The organism is Zoogloea sp. (genome assembly GCF_023150065.1).
GTDB lineage: Bacteria > Pseudomonadota > Gammaproteobacteria > Burkholderiales > Rhodocyclaceae > Zoogloea.
The window spans coordinates 117,203-133,097 of the sequence record NZ_JAKLLN010000006.1 but is presented as its reverse complement, the minus strand read 5'-3'; the positions used below and the strand labels follow the sequence as shown (position 1 = coordinate 133,097).

At 61.8% G+C, this 15,895-nt stretch carries 7 protein-coding genes; 3 read left to right on the top strand and 4 right to left on the bottom strand.

What is annotated here, in order from left to right:
* Positions 1-49: 49 nt before the first annotated feature.
* The 4 genes from L6Q67_RS09670 to L6Q67_RS09655 form a co-directional block, all read right to left on the bottom strand.
* Positions 50-1,273 carry a hypothetical protein gene (locus L6Q67_RS09670; RefSeq protein WP_296568488.1) on the bottom strand — a complete coding sequence of 408 codons (1,224 nt, stop codon included), beginning with the start codon at positions 1,271-1,273 and terminating at the stop codon, positions 50-52.
* 41 nt (positions 1,274-1,314) lie between these two features.
* On the bottom strand, positions 1,315-1,752 hold the full coding sequence (locus tag L6Q67_RS09665; RefSeq protein WP_296568486.1) for a hypothetical protein: 438 nt from the start codon (positions 1,750-1,752) through the stop codon (positions 1,315-1,317).
* 38 nt (positions 1,753-1,790) lie between these two features.
* The gene (locus tag L6Q67_RS09660; RefSeq protein WP_296568484.1) at positions 1,791-3,830 is read right to left on the bottom strand and encodes a methyl-accepting chemotaxis protein; all 2,040 of its coding nucleotides are present in this window, start codon (positions 3,828-3,830) and stop codon (positions 1,791-1,793) included.
* A 293-nt stretch (positions 3,831-4,123) separates the two neighbouring features.
* Positions 4,124-4,360, bottom strand: coding sequence for a hypothetical protein (locus L6Q67_RS09655; protein WP_296568482.1), 237 nt, complete (start codon positions 4,358-4,360; stop codon positions 4,124-4,126).
* A 428-nt stretch (positions 4,361-4,788) separates the two neighbouring features.
* Between L6Q67_RS09655 and L6Q67_RS09650 the strand changes: the two genes are divergently transcribed.
* The 3 genes from L6Q67_RS09650 to L6Q67_RS09640 are packed head-to-tail and all read left to right on the top strand — an operon-like array spanning position 4,789 to position 15,865.
* On the top strand, positions 4,789-6,060 hold the full coding sequence (locus tag L6Q67_RS09650) for a hypothetical protein (protein WP_296568480.1): 1,272 nt from the start codon (positions 4,789-4,791) through the stop codon (positions 6,058-6,060).
* Positions 6,057-15,395 carry a cadherin-like domain-containing protein gene (locus L6Q67_RS09645; protein ID WP_296568478.1) on the top strand — a complete coding sequence of 3,113 codons (9,339 nt, stop codon included), beginning with the start codon at positions 6,057-6,059 and terminating at the stop codon, positions 15,393-15,395. Before L6Q67_RS09650 ends, L6Q67_RS09645 begins: the two co-directional genes overlap by 4 nt.
* A gap of 11 nt (positions 15,396-15,406) precedes the next feature.
* Positions 15,407-15,865, top strand: coding sequence for a GNAT family N-acetyltransferase (locus L6Q67_RS09640; RefSeq protein ID WP_296568476.1), 459 nt, complete (start codon positions 15,407-15,409; stop codon positions 15,863-15,865).
* Positions 15,866-15,895: the final 30 nt, after the last annotated feature.

Genomic DNA, 15,895 nt, shown 5'->3' with positions numbered 1-15,895 from the left:
GGCGTTTCCCAAGGCCGGAATGCACCGGCCCTGTCCGGATCGCCCGGGCTCAGAAGACCACGTCGTAGGTCGCCGTCAGCAGGCGTGCATTACCGAAGCGGTTGAAACCATCCACGGTGTAGTTGGGGCCGCTGCGATCCTTCTGCACATCCAGCTGCACCTTGACCGCGCTGGAGGTGGACAGGTCATAGCGCAGGGTGGCGGAGTGGGTGCGGTGTGCCTCCTGGCCGTCGGGGTCTGCGCCTGCAGCGATGTCCGCCTGGCTACGGTAATTGGAGACCGTGTACATGGGCGTCCATTTGCCGATGCGATAGCCCACGCCGAGGATCTGGGCCCGGTCGGTGTAGCCCATCACATCGTTGTGGGCGATACGGATGAACTCGCTGCGGACCAGGAAGTTCTCGTAGTCGATGTTGAAGGTGGCACCGTAGATCTTCTGCTTGCCCGCCGGCGAGGAGAAGGAAGTGTCGCCATCGATATAGCTGCCGTAGGTGGACGAAGCCGGATCCGTATCCAGGGAGCCGGATGCGTTCTTCTGCCTGACCTTGGACTGGAGATACACGAAGCGCGTCTCGAACCAGTCCTTGGCGAGACTCAGATCGCCACCGACGATGTTGTCCCAGCGCACATCGGTACGGTTGTTGCGACCGCGATAGACCTTCCAGTAGCCGCTACGGTCCTTGGACTCCTTGCCGATGAGGGCGTTGGCACCCACATCCCAGCCGGCCATCTGGCCGCGATAGGCCACGTTGAAGCCGTTGTAGTTCACTACCTCCCAGCCATAGAGCTGGGGCGGCAGATGCGTCCAGGGCAGGGCCACGCCGATGTCCTGGGTGTCGGAGTAGTAAAACATCGGGATGCGCTTGCGACCGGCCTGCAGGGTGATGTTGTCGTTCACCTTGAAGCTGGCATAGAGCCATTCCAGGTTGATGGCGCCATCCCGGGCGCCCCGGGCCACGACCTGACCGGTCACCGAGAAACGCCGGTCCGGAAAGGTGGCCACGCCCTGGAGGCCGAGCTTGGAGTCGGGCTGCCACTGGATGCCGCCCTTGCCGTCATAGACACCGCCCTGGGCATAGTCGGAGATGAAGACGGGCTTCCTGTAGCCGCTCATGGCGCCCTCACTGCCCCCGAGCATGTGGCCCAGCCCCAGGGTCGCGAAGCCGGAACCATTCAGATCGATGCCGCCCACTTCGACGGCCTGGGAAAGGGATGGGGCGCCGAGCAGGAGGGAAGAGAGCACGACGGCAAGGTGACGCATACGGAAAATCATGAAACCTCCAGATGGAATTCGGTTGTCGGTGCAGGACCGGATCAGTTCACGGTCAGGACGACCTTCACGGTCGCGTCCGCAGCGGATTTCTCGACGTAGCCGATCCCGCCGGGCGCGCCGGCCACCGCCTTCTTCACGGCGGCGCTGTTACCCGCCTCGGGCGGGGGTGTGCCCTTGCCGGTGAAGGCCAGCTTGGACCAGTAGGCCTTGGCCTGGGCGGCCGATTTGCCGGTGATCTTGGTGTAGAACTCGTCGCGCAGCGGGCTCGAGTCCGCCTGGTCCTGGGGCGCGGCCGACGCGCCGCCCGGCAGGCTGGCAGCCTTGCCGAGGAAGACATCGGCAACCTGCTCCTTGGTCATGGCATCCGGCCCGCCCTTGCCCACGATCACGACGAACTCGGCGGAGGCCGACGCCGCAGCGAGCAGGCCGGTGAGCAAGGCGGTGATCCGCAGACAGGGCTGCAGCTTGGTGAAAGACATTGCACGTCCTCAGTTAATGGCCCGGACAGCGGGCTGGATCAGAAATCTGCGTTTTTATTGAAGAACTGGAAGCAGCGGCGGATGGCATGTCGATCGGCCTCGGAGGCATTGCCGAACTCGACTCCGTAGATGAACCGCCCCCCTTCGCTGCTGGCACGCACGACGCGGCACTGGATGCGCACGGGCTCCTGGCGGGTGTAGCTGTCGAGGTTTTCATCCGGCACGAAAATGGACACCTCGATGGGCTGCTGGGCGTCGATGGCCTGGGTCAGGCGCAGACGCAGCCCGTTCAGGGAGAAGTCGGCGCAGATGCCTTCCTGGGATTGCCCGGACTGCTTCACCCTGACGAGGAGGCTGTGCTCCGCCCGTGGAGCCCGTCGCTGCTCACGGTCGGCCCGGGGAATGGGCGTACCGCTGTTGAAGCTGAAGCCGGCCATGATGTTGTTGAGGCGTTGGGTCACGTCCCGCAGGTCTTCGCCGATGGCCGCGGTGGTCTCCACCTTGCTGCCACTCTCCCGGAGAGTGATGAACAGGGTCTCCGTCGTGCTCTCCAGCAGCGCAAAGCGATCGAGTTGCTGATGGCTGGCGTTGGCAATGCCCTGGATCGACTGGGCCGATTCGACCGCATTGCTGGCCATGCCCTCGATGGCGCCGCTGGTCTTGCGCGCCTCGTCCTGAGTGTGATCGACCTGCCGGACCACCTCGTGCATGGTGGTGGAGACCTGCTGCACCTTGCCCGACAGCTGGCCAATGATCTGTCCCACCTCGCTGGCCGACGCGGTGGTCCGCTCCGCCAGCTTGCGTACTTCATCCGCCACCACGGCAAAACCACGCCCCTGCTCCCCGGCCCGGGCAGCCTCGATGGCGGCATTGAGGGCCAGCAGATTGGTCTGGGATGCAATTTCCTTGATGGTATTGACGATGGAATGGATCTGCTGGGCCGACTGCTCCAGGTCCAGGATCTCGCCGGCAGCGCGTGTCACCTCGGTGGTGGTGTCCTGCATCGAGGCGATGTTCTGCTGGACGCTGCTCAAGCCGCCCCGGGCCAGCTCCTCGACCAGCGACGAGCGCTGGGCGGCCCCCATGGCCTGGGCCTGCACATCCTCGGAAATGTGATGCAGTTGCAGCATCGCCCCCGCCACCTCGTCGGACCGGCTGGCCTGCTGGCGGCTCACGTCGGAGATCTCGTTGGAGATCTTGGAGACCTGGTAGGCCGACTGGCCCATGTGCTTGCTGCACTCCTCGATCTCCCGCAGGATGCCGTCCAGCCTGTCGCGCATGGTCTTCATGGCAAACAGCAGGCTGGTCTGATCGCCCTGCCCCACCGCCACATCCACGTCCAACTGGCCGCGGGCGATCTTCCGCGCAATCTCGGCGGCATAGGCAGGCTCACCGCCCATCTGGCGGAGGATGCTCACGGTGATCAGCACACTGAGCACCAGCACCGCCAGCGTGGCGCCCGCCCCCACCCCGATCATGCCGATCTGGGCAAGCTGGGTGGCGGCCTCGGCGGAGTCGGTCTGCGCCGCCACATTGACCGCGTTCATCTCCACCAGCTGGGTGAGCAGCTTCTCGGCAGCCACGTAGGATTTCCGCTGGGCACCACCCAGCATGTAGTACTTCTGGAAGAGCTCCCGCTGCCGTGCCATTTCCTTGTTGGCCGCCAGCGACTGGATGAGCGCGATGGTGTCCTGGTCAAACTTCTTCCAGGTGTTCCACTCCTTGACGAACTGCTGCCACAGGGCATCCTCCTCGGCCGAGCGGGGGATCGCCTCATAGCGCTTCCAGACACCCTCGACGTTAGCCCAGGCGGCGAGCTTGTCCTTGGCGATGGTGTCGAACTGCTCCTGGGCGTCCGGGTCGTTCTCCCACAGCGCCGCCTCGTAGGTACTCGACTTGAGAGCGACCTGGACTTCACGGATGCCCTGGATGGCGATGACCGATGGCAGGCGGTGACGCCCGATCTCCTGAACCCCTGAAATCCCCTCCCGAATCCCGAGGATTCCCGAGATCACCGCTACCACCAGCGCAACGATGGCGACGGCCCCCAGCATCAGCAGCTTCTGACGCAGACTCATCCGAGCAAGCATTGTTCTTGTTCTCTCTTCTTATATGAAGCCGGGAACCGGATGAAGCAGCGACTCACCCCGATTCCATTCATGCACGCCCCTGTGCGTGCCGGCCGTGGGGGTTCTTCGGCATACCGTCACAAATCTTTAACAAAACCCCGGAGCAGGAGCAAAGCGGAGTCATCGTCCGTGGCCGGTGCAGAGCCCACCACGGATTTCCGTCCCGGAATGCAGAAACGGCGCCTTTCGGCGCCGTTTCCTTGTGCTGTTCCCCCCTTACCGGGGGTGTCTTTATGGCTTGCTTACATGCTCCGGCGGTACTGGCCGCCGACGTCGTACAGGGCCGTGGTGATCTGCCCCAGGGAGCAGTACTTCACGGCCTCAACCAGCACCGCGAACACATTGCCGTTCTCGATCACGGTCTGCTTGAGCAGGGCCAGCCACTTGGGGGCCTGGTCGGCATTGCGGGTCTGGAAGTCGGCCAGACGGGTGAGCTGGCTCTGCTTCTCGTCCTCGCTGGAACGGGCCAGCCTATGCACAACTGCCCACAACTATGTTTTTACCGTAGGTAGCTTCAGCCCCGCATTCTCGGCATAGACCTCCAAGGACTCGCCGACGGCCAAGGCTCTCGCCAAGCGGGACTCTCCAGAAGTGAGCCCGAACAAAGCCATCAACTGCCTCTCGGTAGCCACGCGCCGGCGCTCAATCGGAGCAATCAGGCACAGCAATTCTCCCTCCGAACACAGCACCAGCCTCAATCACGCTCCAGCGCCTGACAACACAAGGCGTCACGCTTCTGATGTTGCCCCTTCAAGACTATCCACACAGCAAGAAACTATCCAAAACGCATATTGTTCTGGATAATCACGCAATCTCAAGGAACGCCAGAGTCTCGAAGCTCACCAGTCAGAGGACTCCAACGCGGCTCGAACCGGACACTACTGTTGATGCCCTAAACGAAATCATCATGAGCGCACCATCAAACATCTGGCGAAACCTGCCATACCTCTTGGGATTGGCGATGTTGTTGCCACACGCCGGCACTTCAGTTGCCGCCGAAACGCCGGATATCGCCAGCGGCATACTGGCAAGAATCCTGGCCTTCAATCTGAAGGCCGCTCAATCCACTGCTGCCTTGGCCGGCGTACCCAAAGCCCCCCTGCCGGTTGTCGACTCCGGCGCTTACACCCACATGAATGCCGTGTGGTGGATGGACAACCATCGCCTCATCTTCAATGGCAGCGCGCCCGGCACCCCACCCAACGACGCAGATCCGCAGTCTCGCCGGTTCGGCATTCTTATTTGGGATGTCCGGGATAATTCAATTCAGGTGTTTCAGGACAACAGAGGATGGAAAAAGGATGAGGGGTGGGAGCTTGGATGTTACTACTATGCAACAAAACAAATAACCTACTCCCGCCGGGAGTTTACAAAGCTGCAACCTTTTAAAGAATGGAAGCAGTTTGTGAGATGGGGAATATTGGGGACTGAAACAGAAGAGATAGGGCTGGGCGCTATCGCACCATCCCCTGTTAATACATCTGATATTTCCAGCCCAAGAGAGCACCCCTATACCTGCTTACCCAAACCCAAAAGCTACGACCCCAACCATATAGTCATCAGCCGAACAACAATCGCTTTACTTGAGGAGCATGGTTACATCGACATAGGCCCTTACCCCAGCACACCTAAGAAGCTCAAAGAATCGCAAGATATTTACTACAAGGTTGGCACCAAACCGATTCCTCTTGATTTCGAGGCCATCCCTCCCTTTGGCGATCATCGGTACTTCTATCGAGCTGGCAATGGTGGCTATCACCCGTTCCTTAATCGTTACCAATGGGGCATCAACCCGGTGACACTGTTCAACCCTGACGATGGCTCCATCACGTCGCACTCGATGCCATCGATTCTGATTGCCAACCCCCTGTGGCCGATTCTTTCGTCCAATTCGCAGTACTCCTGCTCCATCGGAATTACAGCCACTCGAGAGGGCTTCATTGTCCAGTGCTCAGGCTTTCCGGAAGCAGGGCTTTACCAATGGCAGCCGGCCCAAGACAACACGGTCACCGCACTGGTGCAGGGCGAAGAAACCGACCAACACGGGCAAATCTCCCCGGACGGCTGCCGCTTCGCCTTTGTGTCCTGGACACCCCGGCGCATCAGTCGCACCAGCGATATTCCCGAACGTGACAAGACGCTCAAAGTGATGAACCTGTGCGGAGAAACCCGGCAATGAGCGATTCACCCGTCGTCACCACCCAGCCGCAGGGCGATACCGCTCGTCTGGTCAAGCTGGCGTTGGTGGCCTCCGATGCCGCCTATGCAGGGCACTTGGCGACGCCGGGTATGCCCTTGGCAGCATACCGGGACACTCCGGCGTATGACAATCCCCAGCCCTTTCAAACCCCATCGGGATTTGTGGTTGATCGTGTTTTTGAAGACCCGGCGACCGGGTACAAGGCCGTTGCATACGTAAACCCGGAAACCAACGAACTCCTTTTCGCTCAAGCCGGCACCGATGGCCTGAATAGTCAGGACTGGGCAGGCAACGTGCTTCATACCGGTATCAACCAATGGGAGAATAACAAGGCCAATGTCCTGGGCTATCTCGAGAGCCGAATGCTGACGGATCCCGGTACACGCTTGATTGTGGGGGGGCAAAGCCTGGCCGGAGCACTTGGCGACTTCACGGCTCATGACGTGATTCGGGACCTCAGCCAAACAGCCGGCTTCGATCCGTCACGAGTGGCTTTGATAACGTTCAATGGTAGCGCGTCGGAATACGCACTCAAGGCTCGCGCTGCCAACAATCCCGATGACCCAAACTGTGCGTACGCCCCAAGTGCGGTTGCCGATGCGGTAACCGGAGGAGCCGTGCTGCTCAACACAGCGACGCAAAGTGATCTCGTGAGTTACATGGGCGGAAAGCCCCTATCAGGCCGTACCCTGATACTCGACCGGCCTCTCAATCAGAACGCAGAACAATACAACTGGACACCCAACCCCAATGCCGCAGACCCAGCTTATGCGCACAGAATTGAAACGGGGTTGTACGATGTTTTCGGAAAACTGGAAGCATTGTCCAGAGATCCTCGCTCACCACTCAACCTTAATTCGCTGACCTCAGCCCCCGACCAATTCATCGATTCCAACCGCGTCCCCCTCAACCTACAGGAAACCCAAGCAGTAGGTAACTGGCTGGCCGGCACCCGCAGCGGCCAGTATGGTGAGACCGAAAGCCTGATCCGAATAGGCTTGGGAGGCGTCGGCGGGGTGATCTTGTCGACTCCCGGAGAACCGGGCGGGGCCCTGGCATCGGCGTTCCAGAAACTGGGTATGGACACCCAACTGGCCAATGTGGGCGGCTACGGTGCGGAGCTGATTCTGAAAGGCCTGTGCGTGGCGGCACCCGTGCCGTGTGCCCTGACCTTGGCAGCAGCACATGGCACCGCTGATCTCGTTGGCATGCTCGAGCGTAGCGGTCTGCACGACGCCGCTGAGCAGTTACGCAACCAGAATTTCGTTGAAATCGGCAAAACACCCGATGGCGCTACCCGTCGTATTGAATTGGGCAACGGTTACGACGATCCGCAACTGATCGACGAATATTCCGACAAGACGGTCACCATCAGCCTGCGCGATCAATCCCAGACCATTTACGACAAAACGACGCAGGAGGTGACGAGTTTACCGGGACTACACATTGAACGCGATGCAGCAGGTGGCAATTCAGCCATCGTTTTACCAAGTGGCCAGCGTGTTGAGTTTGACCCACAGCAGGATGCGCTTTCAAGCAAGCCGGATGGCTCCTGGACGGTACAGCGAAGCGATGGCAGCAGCACCAACGTAGAACCCATCTCAGATAAGCCGTTTCAGTATGCAGCGGTGGACCATCCCGCTCCCACGCAGGTTGAGGTTGATACAGCGCAGGAGGCTGCAGCAGCCCCGCTCCCTGCCTTTGAAGCCGACAGCGACACGATCAACCCCACAGTTCCTCAAGCAGCGCCGATTGCCGCGCCCCTGAACAGCAACGACGACAGCGACACCCTATCCCTCGAGCCCGGTTCGATCCCAGAGGGGTCAAGCCCCGCCGACAACAGCCATGCAAGCCACAACGACACCCCGCAACCCGCCAATGCCGACAGGCTGACCGCCGGCGCCATCAGCAGCGCTGCCAACCTCGTTCTGGCCATCGAGCATGGCGACGCGTTTGCAGCCGCGGTGTCAGGGGTGAACCTGGCCAACAATCTGAGCAAGCTCAACAACGCAGGCAGCGCGGATCTCGATGGCGCCGCCAGCGCTTTGGGTACAGTGGCCTCGGCGCTGAATCTCTACAACGCATTGGAAAGCGGAGATGCCGGCGGGATCATCGTGTCGGGCGCCAGCCTAGCCAACACCTTCGCGTCAGATGCCATCTCGAATGCACTTGGCGCAGCCTTCAGCGACGTCGTACCAGTCCTGGGCATCGTGAACAGCCTGGCGCATGGCGACGTCTTGGGCGCCGCAATTGGTGCAGTTGCGATCGCCTTCCCAGTGGCCGGCGCGGTCTTGATGGTCGCCAACATGGTGTTCAGTGGTCTCTTCAGCGGCGCTGAGGACATCCCGACTCGCTACGGTGATGCCGAAACCCGGTGGGATTCCGCGGGGCACGTCTCGGTATCGACTACCCACGATGAGGCAGGCGGCGGCGCCACGGCAGCAGGCTGGCTGAACAGCTTGCTGGGCGGCCTGACAAGCGAGCTGGCCAGCCGCACCGACGCCGATGGCCAACTCCTGTATGGATTGGACCCCAGCCGCTTGCCAAGGATCGGCTATGCCTACGATCCGGATACCGATGACGGCTATTTGCGCCTCTCCTGGACGCTGACGGATGGCACTGTGCAGTATCGGCAGTACGACACCGCCGGCAGCCGCCACGACGCGCAGACCCAGGCAGGCGTCAATGACCTGGCCCGGGATTTTCTTGAGCATGCCGCGGCTGCCATTGTCCCGGCCTGGGAGGCACAGACCCTCTTTCAGCAGCAGGGCAGCACGGCAACGCCCCCCACCGCGACATTTACCGGCGAGCTCTCCACCGATGGCGGGCACGTCACCCGCACGGTTCTCACCCTGGGCGACGGCAGTACCGTCGCCACGGCGCTGGACTTGGATCACGACGGCTACGTCGAGCAGAACGCCTGGACAACGGCGGCACTGCTGGCGGTAGATCTCGATGGCAACGGCAAGGTTTCCGCCGACGAGCTGGTGGATGGCCGTGCCGGCGCAGGGTCGCGCAACAGTCTGGCGGCGCTCGATGCCAATGGCGATGGCCTCCTCGATAGCCGCGACCCTGCCTTCGCGGCCTTGTCCCTGTGGATCGACACCAATGGCAACGGCATGGCCGATGCAGGCGAGGTGACGGCAGTTGCCGCCAGCATTTCCACGATCACCTTTGCCGATGGCACCCTCACGGTCACGCGCAGCGATGGCGCGACCAGTGCGCTGACTCGCACCGAACTCACCGGTGACACCCAGGGAGTAAGCCAGACGCTGACCCACGACGGCCTCTACGAAGCGCAGGAGGGTGGCACCACCACGCTCCATGCCGTCAATCAGCGTACCTTCGATGGCGATGCCGCGCACCAGCACGGTGGCGAAGCCAACCCGGATGCACAGGGCGAAATCCTTATCGACGCCGGTGACGCGCGGATTCTCTCCCTTGGCAACGCCACGGCCACTTCCCGCGCAGAGCAAGACAGCATTCAAGGCGATGCCCTGTTGCAAAGTGCCGGAGCAGGCACAGTCATCACCGGCCAGACTGCTGGCGGGCAGGCCGGCAATAAAGCCGACATCGCCATCGTCTCGGACACCCCTGCCAGCCCCCCTGCCCCCAGCCCGAATGCCACGCTCCGCCTCGATGCCGGCGACCCCCGCATCCAATCCGCCCCACCTGCTCCCGCCAAGCCCCGAGCGCCCATCGTCGTGCCGCCTGGTCTTGCATTTGTGCCGAGTGCCGCCACCAACCCCACCCGCGTCATCGAGCAGGTCACTGCCGAAATGATCGTCAGTGCCACCAGCGGCCTGTTCGGCGCCAACGCCCCCCTGGCCGGGATCACCGTGGCCGCGCTGCCGCTGGTGTTTCCCACCGTAGTCAGCGCGGCGGAAGCCAGCACCGACGCCATTGGCGGGCCGCCGGCCATGCCCAGTTCGCTCACGGATGCGATGTTGCAGGATGTGTTGGCCGGACGCCGCCATGACGATGCCCCCGCGCCCACGGGAACCAGCCCGGTGGCGTGGTCCGTGGGCATGGTGACGAGCAACGCCCCGGGCAACAGCGGTATTGCATCCCCCTACACCCCGACAGGCGGGCAAGGCCCCCTGCCCACCCAAGTCCTCACCGATTGGCACTCCGTTGCCGCCGTCGCCACACCAAACGTGGCAACGCCGCCGGCCAGCCAGACGCTGGGGCTGGCAGACTGGGTGTCGGTGCCCCACGCCCCGCAGGCGGCCAGCGGTGCCGCCACGAGCAGTACTGGCCTGCAAGGCGGCGGCCCGACTGACACGGCCACCCCGCCGCAAGCCCAGCCCCTGGCAGCAACCGTATTCATCAACCACGCTCCCGATGTTCAGGGCGAGCAAGCCAGCAGCCTGGAAGATACCGCGCTCGTCATCTCCCCCGCAGATCTGCTGGCCAACGATAGCGACCGCGACGGCGCCACCGTCGGGCAAACGCTCACGTTGACGGCGGTCGGCAATGCCACGCACGGCTCGGTGAGCCTGGCCGGCGGCCAGGTCCACTTTTCGCCGGACGCGGATTATTTCGGGCCCGCGGGCTTCGATTACACAGTGAGCGACGGCGCGGGCGGCGAGTCCGTTGCCAGGTTCTCCCTGGACGTGCTGCCGGTGAATGATGCCCCGCAAGCGGCGGGCGAGTCAGCCAGCGGCACGGAAGACACCCTGTTGTTGATCGATCCCGCAAGCCTGCTGGCCAATGACCTTGACATCGACAACGCCCATGGCGACTTGCGCATCACCACCCTGACCGATGCCCATCATGGCAAGGTCAGCTGGACAGTCGGCCCGGATGGCCAACCGTGGCTGGCGTTCACACCTGAAGCCGATTTCCATGGAGATGCCGGTTTCACCTATACCGTCAGTGACGGTGGAGGAGGCGAAAGCACCGCAACAGCCACGCTCAGCATCGCCCCGGTGAACGACATTCCCCTCGCCACCGGCGAAACCGCCACGGGCAGCGAAGACACGGGCATCACCTTCACGGCCGCCCAGTTGCTGGCCAACGAGGTCGATGCCGATGGCGACCCCTTGAGCATTGTTCGGGCGGGCAACGGCCAGCATGGCACCGTGAGCGTCAATAGCCGGGGGGACGTGAGCTTCCTGCCCGACGCCAATTACCATGGCCCTGCCGGATTCGATTACTGGATCAGCGATGGCCAGGGTGGCGAAGCCAAAGCCCACGTGACGATCAGCCTGGCATCGATCAATGACGCACCGGTCGCGGAGAACGACGTTCTGGGGAGCTTCGCCGAGGATACGGCGATCATGATCGCCAGCGCAGACTTATTACGCAACGATGGCGATATCGACAGCGCCACGCTCACCGTGACCTCCGTGAGCGACGCCCGGCACGGGGCCGTTGAACAATTGGCCGACGGCTCCATCCGCTTCACCCCTGACGCCGACTACAACGGCCCGGCAGGCTTTCGCTACACCGTCAGCGATGGCGACGGCGGAGAAACCACGGCCGTCGCCATACTGACCGTCACCCCGGTCAATGACGCCCCTGTCGCGCACGGGGAAACCGCCAGTGGCGACGAAGATCATGAAATGGTCTTTCCGGCAGCCCTGCTGTTGGCCAACGATGTGGATGCCGATACGCCCTATGGCGACCATCTGGCGATCACCGCGGCCCGCCTCGCCGACCCGGCCACCGGGAGTGTCCGCATCGGGGATGATGGCGCGGTGCATTTCACACCTCATCCGGACTACGCCGGCCCCGCCGCCGTGATCTACCAGGTCAGCGATAGCACCGGGCTGAACAGCACGGCGACGCTCACGCTCACCATACTGCCGGTCAACGACGTCCCGGTGGTGGTCGATGAAACGGTGGCGGGCACCGAGGACACCGTGCTGCGATTCGATCCGGCCCTGCTCCTGGCCAACGACCGGGACATCGACAATACGCATCCCGAGCTGTTCATCAGCGCGCTCGGCACTGCACAGCACGGAACGGTGCGGTGGCGAGACACGGCTGCCGGACAAGTCATCGAATTCACCCCTGAGCGCGACTTTTTTGGCGAGGCCGGGTTTGCCTATATCGTTGCCGACGGCGCAGGCGGCGAGGCCCAGGGCTACGTGACGGTGAATGTCGCCAACGTCAACGACGCCCCCCTTGCCCGTGACGACAGCGCCAGCGGCCTGGAGGATACGCCCCTGACCTGGACGTCAGCCGCGCTGACCGGCAACGATACCGATGTGGATGACGATGCCCTGAGCATCACCGCCGTCGGCAATGCACACGGTGGCACGGTAACGATGATCAACGATCAGGTGGTATTCGTTCCGGATGCAGACTATTCCGGGCCGGGGAGTTTCGACTACACCGCCAGCGATGGCCATGGCGGCTTGTCCAGTGCTCACGTTGTGCTGGAGATTGCCGCCGTCAATGACGCGCCCACCGTCGTGGGCGAAACGATCCAGGGCGTGGAAGACACCCCGCTGGACATCGATCCAGCAGCCTTGCTGGCCAATGACCGCGATATCGATAGTCCGCTCGGCAGTCTGCATGTAATAGCAGTGGGCGGAGCCAGCCATGGCACGGTGACGCAGCAGCCCGACGGCACGCTCCATTTTGTGCCCGATGTCGACTTTGCCGGTGACGCAAGTTTCAACTACACCGTGGCGGACGACGCGGGTGCGACCGCCAGCGGCACGGCAACCATCCATGTGGCCAACGTCAACGACGCCCCCGTGGTCACTGGCGAGACGATCACCTCGGCCGAAGACATGGTGTTGAACCTCAAAGAGGCGCTGCTGGCCAACGACACTGATGCCGACACACCGCATGGCGCCCTGGGCGTAAGCGCCATCACCAACGCGGAGCATTGCACGGTGTCAGTCAATGGTGATGGTTCGGTGACTTTCCGTCCGGAAGCCAACTATTCCGGCCCTGCCGCCTTTGACTATACCGTGAGCGATGGCTCTGGCGGCTATGGCACCGCCAGAGCCAACTTCGTGATTACTCCCGTCAATGATGCGCCGTTGGTCACCAACGAGTCGGCGACGGCCGATGAAGATTCGATCATTCATTTTTCGGCGGCGGCTTTATTGGCCAACGATACCGATATCGAGACACCGAATAGCCTGAGCATTGTGGCCGTGGGGGCTGCGTATGGCGGCTGGGTCAGCCAGTCGGGCGATGACATCACCTTCAGGCCTTATGAAAATTTCAACGGTGCAGCCTCGTTCCGCTACAGCGTTGCCGACCCCGACGGCGGCCTTTCCCAGGGGCAGGTAAATATCAATTACTTGCCCATGAACGATGCGCCGGTGGTCAACAACGAGCTATTCCACAGCCGGCAAAACGTAGCCACCACCATTACCGAAGCGGCATTGCTCCAGAACGATGACGACGACGGCGGGCATTACAACCTGCGGGTCAGCGACGTATACAACGCATATGGCGGAACGTTTACCAGCTTCACCGGCGGCAACGTGACTTTTCAGCCCGACGCCGGCTTCTCGGGCATCGCGTCGTTCAACTACGTCGTCACCGATAGCGAGGGCGCGTCGTCATCGGGCTACGCCCAGATTGACTTCTCTCAACCCAACCTGAACCCCGTTGCTACGGATGACAGCTTTTCAGGCACCGAAGACGTCGTGTTCAACATTGCAACGGCCCAGCTGCTGGCCAACGACAGCGACGCCGACGATCCGGGCAACCTCACCGTCACCGCGGTGGGCGGCGCGACACATGGCACGGTAAGGCTCGACAGCGCCAGCGGCAACGTCATCTTTACGCCGGATTCCAACTACAACGGTACCGCACAATTCAATTACACCGTTGCCGACCCCTACGGCGGCAGCGCGCAGGCGATAGCCTTTCTTGACATCAAGGCCGTGAATGATGCGCCAATCATTGACAGGGTGGAATGGAACGCCGTTGATGCGAGACACCCCGACCAGAGCGCGAACGATGGCAATGGCGTCATTATCGGAGAGCACATCGACGACCCTTATCGTGCCAGCGGCCGGATTATTGCGCACGATCCCGATGGCGAAGACAGTGCGATTACTTACTCGATCATAACGGCCCCCGTCCACGGCAAAGCATGGGCAAATCAATATACGTCGGCGGATTACGCAGCCCATCTGAACGAACAGGGACTGGACTACGGAAATGGATTCGAGAATATCTCCCAAGGCGTGCTTGGCCTCGGCGGCACCACGCCTCTTGCGTCGGCATGGATTGATAAAAGCGGAGCCTGGCAGTATTACAGCATGCTGGGCGACCCTTACACGGGTGCGGATCCATTCATCATCCGCATAACCGACGGGCAAGGAGCCTATACCGATGTGAGCATTGCCACCAATCACTATGGATCATCGATCAACACCGGCGGCGGCGGTTGCCCCGTGGTGCTCGATCTCAACGATAACGGCATTGAATTGCTGGCACCGGAAGACTCATCCATTTTCGCCGATCTGAATGGCGATGGCTGGAAGGAACGGATCGGCTGGGTGGCGTCTGGTGATGGCGTGCTGGCTTACGATGCCAATGGTGATGGGCAAATCGATGTGATGGATGAGGTGTCTTTTGTCAAATACAAGGACGGTGCCCGTACGGACCTTGAAGGCTTGGCGGGGCTGGACTCATCCGGTGACGGGATGATTTCCAGTGCCGATGCCGTTTGGTCGCAACTCGGCGTCGTCACGGGAGCCGCCCGTCAGGACAGCACCGGCAAGATCAGCGACTGGTCGTCGCTTGACAGCAACGGGATCACCTCCATCAGCCTGGACCGCCAGGGTGCTCTCCATCTTGATCACGGCAATGTGGTATTCGGCACCAGTACGCTCACCTTTGCCAATGGCCACACCAGCGTGGCCGGTGATGTCATGTTTGCGGGGGCCGGCATGGCTTTGCCCAGCGAGGTGCTGGCCGCCCTGGAACCAGCGTGCACGGCAAACGAAGCAATAGACGTCACACCCCCTGCCGCTGCAGCAATCACTGGAGAAACGTCCGCGGCAACGGCCACGGACACGACGGACACTCCCGCACCGGAGGCAGGTCATCAACAGAAATCAGTCGCTATGCCAGAAGGTGCTCCTGAGATGGTCATGCCAACTTCGGCAGGCGACGTGGCGGAAGAAAACGGCCTGTCACTCGAGGCCGCAGACGCAATCGCTCGTATCCGCCAGCAAGCGCTGCTGTTCAACCAGGCAAGCGTTACTGCCGAGGTCGATACCAATGCGGCGCTGCTTGCCTATGTGCCACCTCAAGCAGAGGCGTCCGATGCCGGTGCGGCCTTGGTCGATCTGGCAGCGCCTGCAAGTGCCGAACCGGCGCATGCGTGAGGGAATAACCCATGAAGATCCGTCTTGCCACGATGAACGATATCGAGGCGGTTTACACCATCTGCCTTCGCTTTCATGAGGAGTCCCGTTTCAGCCGATACCCACTCAATCCGGACAAATTGCGTGCAGCCATTACGGAATCCATTCAAGTCTCCAAGGCAAGTTGCGTCTTGTTGGCTGAACACAGCAGCGGTGACGTAGTGGGCATGCTGGCAGGGTACGTGACCAGTCCCCGCTTTACCGATGTACGGGTGGCGCAAGACCATGGTTTTTATGTCCTCCCTGCACATCGGGGCAGTTCTGCGGCCATGAAGCTGATGATCGCTTTTCGGCGCTGGGCAGAGAATCGTCAGGCAGTCGAGTTGTGCATTAACCAGAATGTCGACATCGACCAGGCACGCTTCGCGCGCTTCATGCGACATCTCGATTTCCAGTGCTGCGGCGCCAACTTTGTATTGCCCCTTCGTTAATGCCTCTCCTTTTCTCCGGCCATATTCTGC

What these genes read in the sequence shown, in the direction of transcription:
- L6Q67_RS09660 (WP_296568484.1), bottom strand. Translation starts at nt 3,830, where the DNA reads ATGAGTCTGCGTCAGAAGCTGCTGATGCTGGGGGCCGTCGCCATCGTT.
- L6Q67_RS09665 (WP_296568486.1), bottom strand. Translation starts at nt 1,752, where the DNA reads ATGTCTTTCACCAAGCTGCAGCCCTGTCTGCGGATCACCGCCTTGCTC.
- L6Q67_RS09640 (WP_296568476.1), top strand. Translation starts at nt 15,407, where the DNA reads ATGAAGATCCGTCTTGCCACGATGAACGATATCGAGGCGGTTTACACC.
- L6Q67_RS09645 (WP_296568478.1), top strand. Translation starts at nt 6,057, where the DNA reads ATGAGCGATTCACCCGTCGTCACCACCCAGCCGCAGGGCGATACCGCT.
- L6Q67_RS09670 (WP_296568488.1), bottom strand. Translation starts at nt 1,273, where the DNA reads ATGATTTTCCGTATGCGTCACCTTGCCGTCGTGCTCTCTTCCCTCCTG.
- L6Q67_RS09650 (WP_296568480.1), top strand. Translation starts at nt 4,789, where the DNA reads ATGAGCGCACCATCAAACATCTGGCGAAACCTGCCATACCTCTTGGGA.